The organism is Neisseria basseii (assembly GCF_962707005.1).
Lineage (GTDB): Bacteria > Pseudomonadota > Gammaproteobacteria > Burkholderiales > Neisseriaceae > Neisseria > Neisseria bergeri.
Map to the genome: position 1 here is coordinate 1 of NZ_CAUIXH010000034.1, position 9,296 is coordinate 9,296.

16 protein-coding genes and 2 pseudogenes are annotated in these 9,296 nt (G+C 46.9%); 8 read left to right on the forward strand and 10 right to left on the reverse strand.

Translation table 11 applies throughout. The features are described from left to right. Positions 1-126, forward strand: a pseudogene (locus Q9I99_RS10860) (ComEA family DNA-binding protein); the annotation flags it as partial. An 87-nt stretch (positions 127-213) separates the two neighbouring features. After that, positions 214-663: a type IV pilin protein gene (locus Q9I99_RS10865; protein ID WP_096123570.1), complete on the forward strand. Its 450-nt coding sequence runs from the start codon at positions 214-216 to the stop codon at positions 661-663. Positions 664-691: 28 nt separating this feature from the next. On the opposite strand, the pseudogene Q9I99_RS10870 reads toward Q9I99_RS10865, so the two are convergent. Further along, a pseudogene (locus Q9I99_RS10870) lies at positions 692-1,158 on the reverse strand (5'-nucleotidase). A gap of 358 nt (positions 1,159-1,516) precedes the next feature. Here Q9I99_RS10870 and Q9I99_RS10875 point away from each other — a divergent pair. The 5 genes from Q9I99_RS10875 (at position 1,517) to Q9I99_RS10895 (ending at position 3,732) form a co-directional block, all read left to right on the forward strand. Further along, positions 1,517-1,894 (forward strand): hypothetical protein, encoded by a 378-nt coding sequence (locus Q9I99_RS10875; protein ID WP_301667568.1) that lies wholly within the window; start codon positions 1,517-1,519, stop codon positions 1,892-1,894. Then, entirely contained in the window at positions 1,894-2,346 is a 453-nt protein-coding gene (locus Q9I99_RS10880) for a hypothetical protein (RefSeq protein ID WP_025456866.1), read from the forward strand. The genes Q9I99_RS10875 and Q9I99_RS10880 overlap by 1 nt, the downstream gene beginning before the upstream one ends. Continuing rightward, complete coding sequence (locus tag Q9I99_RS10885; protein ID WP_301667567.1) at positions 2,343-2,483, forward strand: hypothetical protein; 141 nt, start codon at positions 2,343-2,345, stop codon at positions 2,481-2,483. Before Q9I99_RS10880 ends, Q9I99_RS10885 begins: the two co-directional genes overlap by 4 nt. A 166-nt stretch (positions 2,484-2,649) precedes the next feature. After that, on the forward strand, positions 2,650-2,763 hold the full coding sequence (locus tag Q9I99_RS10890; RefSeq protein WP_301667565.1) for a Com family DNA-binding transcriptional regulator: 114 nt from the start codon (positions 2,650-2,652) through the stop codon (positions 2,761-2,763). 195 nt (positions 2,764-2,958) lie between these two features. Then, positions 2,959-3,732 (forward strand): DNA adenine methylase, encoded by a 774-nt coding sequence (locus Q9I99_RS10895; RefSeq protein ID WP_301667564.1) that lies wholly within the window; start codon positions 2,959-2,961, stop codon positions 3,730-3,732. 245 nt (positions 3,733-3,977) lie between these two features. Here the strand turns inward: Q9I99_RS10895 and Q9I99_RS10900 are convergent, their stop codons facing one another. The 9 genes from Q9I99_RS10900 to Q9I99_RS10940 form a co-directional block, all read right to left on the reverse strand. Further along, positions 3,978-4,463: a DUF4760 domain-containing protein gene (locus Q9I99_RS10900; RefSeq protein WP_301667563.1), complete on the reverse strand. Its 486-nt coding sequence runs from the start codon at positions 4,461-4,463 to the stop codon at positions 3,978-3,980. A 303-nt stretch (positions 4,464-4,766) separates the two neighbouring features. Beyond that, positions 4,767-5,288: a host-nuclease inhibitor Gam family protein gene (locus tag Q9I99_RS10905; RefSeq protein ID WP_049343832.1), complete on the reverse strand. Its 522-nt coding sequence runs from the start codon at positions 5,286-5,288 to the stop codon at positions 4,767-4,769. Positions 5,289-5,796: 508 nt separating this feature from the next. Further along, positions 5,797-6,285: an HI_1489 N-terminal domain-containing protein gene (locus Q9I99_RS10910; RefSeq protein ID WP_301667561.1), complete on the reverse strand. Its 489-nt coding sequence runs from the start codon at positions 6,283-6,285 to the stop codon at positions 5,797-5,799. Further along, positions 6,282-6,467, reverse strand: coding sequence for a hypothetical protein (locus Q9I99_RS10915; protein ID WP_301667560.1), 186 nt, complete (start codon positions 6,465-6,467; stop codon positions 6,282-6,284). Before Q9I99_RS10915 ends, Q9I99_RS10910 begins: the two co-directional genes overlap by 4 nt. Continuing rightward, positions 6,467-6,634, reverse strand: a complete 168-nt coding sequence (locus tag Q9I99_RS10920) for a hypothetical protein (protein WP_301667559.1) — start codon at positions 6,632-6,634, stop codon at positions 6,467-6,469. The genes Q9I99_RS10915 and Q9I99_RS10920 overlap by 1 nt, the downstream gene beginning before the upstream one ends. Then, positions 6,631-7,314 (reverse strand): DUF7168 domain-containing protein, encoded by a 684-nt coding sequence (locus tag Q9I99_RS10925; protein ID WP_301667558.1) that lies wholly within the window; start codon positions 7,312-7,314, stop codon positions 6,631-6,633. Before Q9I99_RS10925 ends, Q9I99_RS10920 begins: the two co-directional genes overlap by 4 nt. 154 nt (positions 7,315-7,468) lie before the next feature. Further along, positions 7,469-7,624: a hypothetical protein gene (locus tag Q9I99_RS10930; RefSeq protein ID WP_301667557.1), complete on the reverse strand. Its 156-nt coding sequence runs from the start codon at positions 7,622-7,624 to the stop codon at positions 7,469-7,471. Between the two features lie 108 nt (positions 7,625-7,732). Beyond that, complete coding sequence (locus Q9I99_RS10935; protein WP_301667570.1) at positions 7,733-7,999, reverse strand: hypothetical protein; 267 nt, start codon at positions 7,997-7,999, stop codon at positions 7,733-7,735. Positions 8,000-8,088: 89 nt separating this feature from the next. Then, on the reverse strand, positions 8,089-9,003 hold the full coding sequence (locus tag Q9I99_RS10940; protein WP_301667556.1) for an AAA family ATPase: 915 nt from the start codon (positions 9,001-9,003) through the stop codon (positions 8,089-8,091). Positions 9,004-9,048: 45 nt separating this feature from the next. Here Q9I99_RS10940 and Q9I99_RS10945 point away from each other — a divergent pair. Further along, on the forward strand, positions 9,049-9,296 hold a 248-nt coding region (locus Q9I99_RS10945), incomplete at its 3' end, for a GntR family transcriptional regulator (protein WP_304666226.1).

A 9,296-nucleotide genomic window follows, 5' to 3' on the forward strand; every position in this document is an offset into this window, starting at 1 on the left:
GACGATTTGACCAAGGTGAAGGGCATCGGCCCGGCGGTGCTGGCGAAGCTGAAGGATCAGGCTTCCGTCGGCGCGCCCGCACCCAAAGCCCCCGCCAAACCGGCTCTGCCCGCGGCTAAAAAATAGAGTGGGAAATATGCATACTGCTGAATGGGATAGTAAGTCTGTTCAAAGAAATATGTTGAATAATCTGTTCTTATTGGAAGTAAAGTAATGACTGATAATCGGGGGTTTACGCTGGTTGAATTAATATCAGTGGTCTTGATATTGTCTGTACTTGCTTTAATTGTTTATCCGAGCTATCGCAATTATGTTGAGAAAGCAAAGATAAATGCAGTGCGGGCAGCCTTGTTAGAAAATGCACATTTTATGGAAAAGTTTTATCTGCAGAATGGGAGGTTTAAACAAACATCTACCAAATGGCCAAGTTTGCCGATTAAAGAGGCAGAAGGCTTTTGTATCCGTTTGAATGGAATCGCGCGCGGGGCTTTAGACAGTAAATTTATGTTGAAGGCGGTAGCCATAGATAAAGATAAAAATCCTTTTATTATTAAGATGAATGAAAATCTAGTAACCTTTATTTGCAAGAAGTCCGCTAGTTCGTGTAATGACGGGCTGGATTATTTTAAAGGAAATGATAAGGACTGCAAGTTACTTAAGTAGGCTTGTTTACAAATCAATCGATAGTATTTCAGTATTTGTGCGGGTCTCCGCCTTGAAGGAATAAGGCTCGTGTAATATCAAGCCCATAGGCTTCTATCGAATTCATGACCCGTAATCCGTATCTGGATTGTTTCCGGATAAAAGAATAAACCCAATCGGTGGGTCGTTTGGGTTTATTTCATTGATTGACAGAGTTTTTGATAAATGGAAAGACAACGCTTTTTTTAGGGGATGGTTTTGTTTTTCCCTCTGATATTGCCTATAGGTTTCTGCCCCTTCCGTTCTAAACATATTATCCGATTCGGATAAGTCGAATAGGGCACTTGATGCTAAGCCGATTACAAGTCGTTTCGATAAATCATAGGACATAATAAGGATATCTTTAGCCGTGGATTTATGGAGCATGGTAGCAAAAATTGTATCGGGGTGTACATTACTAATCTGAAAGGTTAAACAGATTTTATAATGCCGTCTGAAGATATTTTCAGACGGCATTTTGTTTCCAATTCGTTATAGGCTTGTATTTTGCCTATGCAATATAGTAATTTAAGGTATGTTTGCACCTTTAGACATAAGGGCAATCGCAGCCCCCGTCTTTATGTAAGGCGACGGCAGCTTTTGCACAAATTTACGGTAGCTTTTGCACCACCGAAGCGTAGGAAATTGTATCAGCTTTTGCGCAAATTTATCCCCGTTTAATGGTCTGTTAAACGGTGAAGCGCACCGAGAAAAATCTCGGCATTTTCTGAGAAAAAACTTTGGCAATTTATTGCATTATTTGCAACTCCCTTGCACTTTTATAAAAGCGACGATAATCGTCGCTTTTGTTTTACCAGTTGCAGATAAAAAGAAAATGCTGCAACAGGCGAAGTCTGAAAAACTGGCGGAAATCAACCGCGCCGCGCAATCCTATATCGACCGTGCGGCGGGCTTGGATAAAGTGCCCGAATTTGAGGTGGCAACTTGGACAACGCAGGCATTTGAGGCGAAGGCATGGCATGCCGACCCTAATGCTGCAACGCCGACGCTTGACGCCATTGCCGCTTCTCGAGGCGTGCCGCCCGCTGCTTTAAGGCAAAAAGCTTATGAAAAAACGCTTAAATTCGAGCGGTTGACCGCTTATGTGGCAGGCTTGAGGCAGGCGGCGGAAGACAAAATCAACGCCGCGGCCAATCTTGATGAATTGACTGATATATCGCTCGTCATCGACCTGAAAGCCGAGGCTGAATGATGGCGGAGGTTTATCTGGCACTTTACAAAGGAAAGGCGTGCGGAATACGTGCGAGGTTTGAGGATTGGCTGATACGTACTGTAACTCGCAGTCAGTACAGTCACTGCGAAATCGCCGTGCGGCTCCCTACATACTGCGCCTCTTCTTATGCCTGTTATTCCGCCAGTGGGCGCGACGGCGGTGTACGTATGAAAGTGATGCCGCTGCCGTCTGACAAGTGGGATTTGATTCCGCTGCCGCCATCCGCGCACAGTTCGGTCGTCTGCCTATATGCTCAGACACGCGGTTGCCGTTACGACTGGATGGGAGCAGTTGGGACGGTATTCCGTCTGACTCAGAGTAAAAACCGTTGGTTCTGTAGCGAGTTTTGTGCGACGGTAATGGGAATAACCGAAGGTTGGCGGTTCTCGCCCGGGGATTTGGCAGCAATGTTCCGGAGGGAGGCTGTATGACACCCTTTCAATTTTGTCAGACCCAAATCGACGAATGGATGAGGGTCAGCAGATACGCATCGGAAACCGGCGATATCGCCCTGTTCGAGCGAGCGGAAAAAGAAATTGCCAATTATCAAATGATACAGAGCAACTGATGGAAATAACATCAATAAAGGAGGATAAAAAATATTAAAGTGGGACGGCGACGTACCGGTGCGGGAACACCGGTACGCCAGCCAAGCAGGGTGATCTGCATTGACTTCAAGGCCGCCTTAGTCTCTAGAGACTTGGGCATTCTATCCAAAATTGGAGTGAGTGCAAATGCAAAACTACCGCGAATTGCGCTGCAAATATTGCGGCAGACTGCTTGCAAAAGGCAGCGGCCGCGTACAAATAAAATGTATGCGCTGCAAAAATATCAATACCTTCAACTAATTAAAAATTATCAGAATGCTACCGAACATCATATCCACAACCCTAATGAGAGCGTTCGGAATGCCAAAGAACAGGCTGTATGCATGCTCAAAATACAACATGGCGGCCACATTGATAGCCCCCGAACACATCAAAACATTATGATTCATTATATGGATAAGAGTACCGCGAGTACCCGTTATATAGGAGTAACTCATGGACTATACCAAACCACAACCTATCGTCCCTTGGATGGGCGGTAAACGCCGACTGGCAAAACACCTGTTCCCGATGTTCCCCGAACATTCTTGTTATGTCGAACTGTTTGCAGGTGGAGCAGCACTCTTTTTCCTTCGTCCGAAACCTGCCAAAGTAGAGGTACTTAACGATATCGACGGACAGCTTATCAACCTCTACCGCATCGTTCAGCATCATTTTGATGAGTTTGTCAGACAGTTCGAGTGGACGTTGACCAGTCGCGAGGTATTTGCCCGTCTGCAAAGCACCCCACCGGATTGCATGACCGACATCCAACGTGCCGCACGGTTCTTCTATCTCCAGCACAATGCCTTCGGCGGCAAAACCGTCCAACAGCATTTCGGTACCGCAACCACATCTAAAGCATGGGACGCCTCTCAAATCAAAGCAAAACTGACCGCTGCCAAAACCAGACTGAACGGCGTATTCGTTGAAAACGAACCGTGGGAACGGTGCTTTAAACGCTACGACCGCGAACATACCTTCTTCTATGCCGACCCACCGTATTGGCAAACAGCAGGGTACGACCACGCATTCGATTGGCCGCAGTATGAGCTGCTGGCCAAAGCGATGGTGGAGAGCAAGGGAAAATTCATGCTATCTATCAATGACCATCCTGATATAAGGGAGTTGTTCAAAGACTTCCGCATCACACAGCTTGAGCTTGCCTATACGGTTGGCAGAGACAAAACCGGTAAAACAAACGGTGAGCTGGTCATATGTAATTGGTAAAATAAAAAGCGACGGTGACGTCGCTTTTTAAAAAGTGAAAAAGAGTTACAAATAGTGAAACAAAAAACAAAATAAATTTTCTCAAAAAATGGTTTATTTTTTCGCGGTCGGCTTCATCCGAGAAAGCCGACAAACTGTCCGCCGCTTTCTACAACGCCGTGTACGAGCAGGAAGAGAAAGCAGCCTGAATGTAGGGCATGAAAAAAGGTCGTCTGAATGATTCAGACGGCCTTTTTGCCGAAAACCTATTTATCCTCTTCTATCCATTTCCCCGCCAACCATTCAAATTCACAAAATAACTTTTCATTGTTTCCGTTTAAGCGTCTAAGTTCCATTACATATGGCTTTAAAGTATTCCAGTCATTAATCACGCTACTAAGGCTCATCCTTTTGTAAACAGCCTCATCAAAAATATCTTCTTTGATGCCCACACAAATAAACTCAATTGAATTCAAAACAGCCAAAATAGTGGCATTTTTTCCTTCGTGAGCACCAGATTCGTTAATTTTACAGGCAAGAGAAGTAAAATTTTCCCCATTTCGACGCATATCAACAAACAACTTGCGCTGCTCACGATAAAACGGGTTATTGTTATTTGAAATCAGAAGCTCGACCGTAGATTTCTGTTTATGATGAATACGCTGTTCATCAAGTTGTTTACTTGCAAAAAAGGCTAGGTAAACTGTAGCAATACAGCTGCCTAGCCCAGAGAGTAAAATAACAATTTCCACTTTTATACATCCCATCCTTCAGAATAAGTTTTTTTCATATGGCTCCCTCCTAACATTGGTTGTTAATCACTAAATTAGCAATGCTTTAATTTTAATACATTCATTCAAATAAAGCGAATTCTAGCGGACTCTAACGGACTAAATTTACTTGCTACTCCACATTAAAAATACAATATATTGTGTTTTATATTAAAAATATTTTGAAATATTGGAATATATGGTTTATTGTAAAAATTTAACAGAAGATTTAAACAGCTTGTTAAAACTGTTGTTAAATCTCCTGTTAAAGATTTTAAAATACTTCTACGCCAACTCCTGCTCAGTAGGCTCAATCACAAAATCCTCAAGCCCCGACACAATCTTAATTCCCGGCACTTGGCCGTCTGAAAAACGCTCTTTTTGATTCAGGATGGCGTCTTTGTCGATTTCCTTTTTAGTGCGGACAAACTCGGCAAAGGCGGATTTTTCCGAGAGCCACGCCAAGACGGCGGCCACGCCCGTTACCTTGACGGATGGCGGACGGATGCGCCATTTAATCAGGCCGGTAGTAAAGTCCACGGTTTTGGTTTTACCGTTTTCCGTCAGCTCGTCCTTATGTGCCTCGCAGTATGCGGCCACACGTTCGGTCAGGCTCATGATTTCGGCACACATCGGCGCGGCTTTGGCGGCATATTCTTCTTCGATGACCGCTTTTTTATCGCCGGCTTCGGTTTCCAGGCGTTTGACTTCGCGCTGCAAGTCGCCGATTTTACGGATAAATGCGGTAACTTCCGCTTTGTCTTGTGCCGCTTCGATAGCGGGTTGTTTGATTCGGGTTTTAGCCATTTTCTTTTCCTTTCGGGTTGGGTTTGACATTTCGGCTTGCTCAAGCCTTGTTCGCGTTCGCGCTTGGCAAGTGCCTCAACTTTCGCGCGGTGTCTCAAAATCTGCTCGGTGGCGGTTTCAGCCGGAGGCGGTTTCAGTGACTTGCTTCTTAACACCTCTTTAATTACGCTCTGTATGCGGTTTAAAGCCGATTTCCCCTTCGCTTTTTCCTTTGCCGTATGGTAGTAGTGGTGCTCCAGCTTCAACGGCTCCGGTGGCGGCGGCAGATTGTCCAAAAAATCTTTCGGACTCGGCCAGCGGCTCATTTCATTTGCCAGCACCATAAAGGCCGTCTGACAGCGCGGTACATCTCGCGCTTCGTCCCACGCCCGGCCGTGCGCCAACACACGGCTCCAAGTTTGCGCAGTGGCGGCCACAGTGTCGGCAGCCGGCGAACCGCTCAGACGCAGGGTCAAAAGCATGGTCAGACCGTCGATCATGGCGTTATGCAGTTGGGTAGGCAGTTCTTTCATTTCTTCAGTCCTTGCAGCGATGCGGCTGCGGTCAGGGTTTGGCTGGGGTTGGCCGGCAGTGCGGTGCGGCGGCTGGGTTGGTTTACCGTCTGTTGCCCTGCGCTTGGCTGGCCGACCCAGCCTGCAAGGATTTCGTATAAGTAACCGTGCGATTTCAGCGGCGTTTTCAGACGGCCTTGGTCGCGTGCGTTGACCGTCTCGCTAAAGCCGTGAATCCAAGCCTCGGCAGGCGCAGGGAAACAAACCCCGTCGCGTACCGCCTCCTGCGTCTTAATCATCGGCAGCAACTCGTTCAACAGTTTTGCGGTACGTGCCCAAGAGAGCTGGGATTTCGCAGGACGGAACAAACCGATATACCGTATCGCCGCCTTGCCCAATTCCGCATCCATCTCCAACACAGCCTTTAATACTGCCGAAGCCTCTGCATCATTGATTAAGGCGTCCAGGCTATGCACCGCCCCGCAGTTCGGGCATTTCACGTTCATTTGATTGCTCCGGACAACACCATCATCGACAGCCACGCGGCCAACAAGCCAAAAGTGATTCCTGCCGCGCCTAATATTTCGGCCTTCAGCGGACGGCGGCCATTAAGGAAGTCCGCCATACAAACCAAAGCCATACCCAGCCCCAAAACAAACACCACACCGAAATAAATCAACTTAAACATCACACTTCCTCCCATAAAGTTATCGCCCGAACCAAAGTTTCCGCTTCCGCCGTTTTCCACATCCCGTCCGGCGCACGCGCGGCAATCACAAATCCCTCGCCGTCCTTTTTCATAATCATCAGCTCGCCACGGTCTTCGATCCATTCTGCAATTTCTTTTTGATTCATTTTTGCTCTCCAATTTGTTTTACGCCGTCTGTACCATTCATGGCATGATGTAACTGCACTTGCTTGCCCGATTCCATTCCTTGAGCTAATGCCTCATATTCCATTGTTGACCCTTGTAGGATTGACGATTTCGCATCTCTTGTTCTCGCTTCGGTCATATACGGATATTCTTTCTTTACGTATCTGTCCATAACGGCTTTTTCCTCATCAGACATCTCAAATTTTTTGACTGTCTTCCAAGCACCCATAATCCAACCATTGCAAAATTGGTCGGCAAGATAAGTTCTATGCGCTTGCTTTCTTGCTCGGCAGGTTTTCAAAAATTTGCGGCGGTCGGCAGAAATCTGCCGATAAACTACATCAAAGGCATAGGCTGAGATTTCTGCTCTATTTCCAATGCCGTAAAACATCATCGTTTTCCCGCGTTGGTAAGATTGGCACCCGAATATATCGGCAATCATATTTGCAACGCTCCATTGCCAGTCTGCCAATTTAAAAGCCATTTTTCGATCAGCTTTCTGTTCGGAGACTTCTGATAAGGCAATATCCACAGCATTGACTTCATACTTTTCCATTAATGCCTGAGCCTGCCTTAATGCCTGTGCGGCTTCATGTTCATTTGCCGACTGACTCAAAGCCAAACATTTCTTGATTTTGTCTAATGCTTTCTCTTTATTCATATTAAATCCTTTTAAATCAATAACTTATATTTTCAACAAAGCAAAAAAATATAGAGCAATATCAACGGCTTACCGTTTTAATTGTCGTCATACCCGTCATGGCCTTCGCCGATCATGTGCAACACGACGATTCTGGTCAGCATTTCAAGCCAAATCATTTTTTCTCCTCCTTCTTATCGGCAGGCCGTCTGAAACGCGCCTGATATTCCTCAATTTCACGCGCCCGGCTTTTTTGCGCCATTCGCGCCGTCGCACGCCTGCGGTGTTGTCCCCAAGCCTGCCAATCCGTATTACGTCGTCCGAAACTCATTTCACACATCCTTTCACAATCGCCTTATCGCCATATTTCGCACGGATTTCCTTTACCGCCCGTGCCAAAGCCTCTTTTTTCGCCGCAGGGCTCAATAAAATTGGCTTATCACTCATAAACAATCCCTTTCATTTTTTCCTCGACGCTCATTGACTCGTATTGCTCTTCCCATACCTTGACCTCCAAATCCGCCTGTCTTTCCATCTTCTCGACCTTCGTCAGCCCTTTCGCGACCGGTTCGGGTTCTTTCGCGCAGGAATGCAACGCCATTCCCGCCACAAAACACCACACGCCCACCGTCAAACCAACCGGCACCCAACGCCAAAAAGAGCGTGCCACAAACATCTTCCAATCAACTTTCTTCAAAACTTGAATTTTGCGTTTTCCTTTAGAAAACAATAACTTATTAAAATCATAGGGTAAAAAATATATAGCCCTGTCAGAGACTTACCGTTTCAGACGGCCTATCGGATAATCAGGGAGCTGTATTTCTTAACGATACCGGCATGCATCTTGATACCGTTCTTGTTCGCCGTGCGTACCGCGCCGCGCATCAATTTACTCATCCGGCGCGTATTGCCGTTACTATGTTTAACCAGTTCCAAGAGCGTCTCCTCGTCCGCATCAGGCAAAGCTGCTCTCGCAATCTCAAAGAGTTCGTCATCCGGCAAAAATTCGCCCAAATTCAGCGCAACAGACACGCGGCTGTAAAGCTGTACCAGCTCGCCATGCTTACCGCGCAAATTCGCAACCAGTCGGGGCATACCGCTCAACACCAAACCGCAGCCCGTTTCATCGTGCAGACGGCGCACAATTTCAAGGGCGCGTAAAGGCAGGTTTTCCGCTTCATCGACCACGATCAGACGGCCCGAATCACGCAGGCGGTCAGATACCGATTCAAACAAATCATTCAAGCTGCCCATTGCCGATACCTTCGCCGCTGCTGCCAGCTTGCGCATCAGCACAAGTGCCGTAAAGCTCGGATTAGCCTCAATCAAGATGGCCGCAGGGTTTTTCTCGCAGTAGTTTTTGACCGCCTGCGTCTTGCCCAAGCCGGCCTGACCGTAGATCACCACCGTTTCGCCGCCTTCGTGCGCATCGCGCATCACTTCCGCAATACGGCGTGTCGTCTTAGTCGATACAAAACCCAACACCAGCTCTTCACGTTGCGCTTTACTGTCCTGCACTTCCAAAAACGCCTCGATTTTCGGCTCGATGGTTTCATAATTCCCGCCTTTTTCCGCATAAGTGCCATTCAGATACATACTGATGGATGCCGGCGAAGTACCGATACCGCGTGCCAGTTGGGTTTGGTTCATTCCCGATTTAGCTTTAAATTCAGCCAGTTTTTGTTGCAATGCTTGATTGATTTGTTTCATTTTTAATATCCTTGAGTTTTAAACAACCTTTAAAGGCCGTCTGAAATGAAAGAGTTACCCGATTTAGAAAAACGCCTGATCATGCTGGAAGTTGCCGTTCAAGACTTGGAAGACAGGTCGCTTACCGATTCCTTCGTACTTGCCTGGCTGCTCCAGCGGATTACCCGTCAAGAGCCGACTTCGATTGAGCAGGTTCGCCGTTTCCTTCAAGCGCAGGCAAAAACGTTTGAGCCTGATTCCGTTCAGCGGGAACACCTTGAATCTTTACTTGAAATCGTTGAATCCGCCCAAGA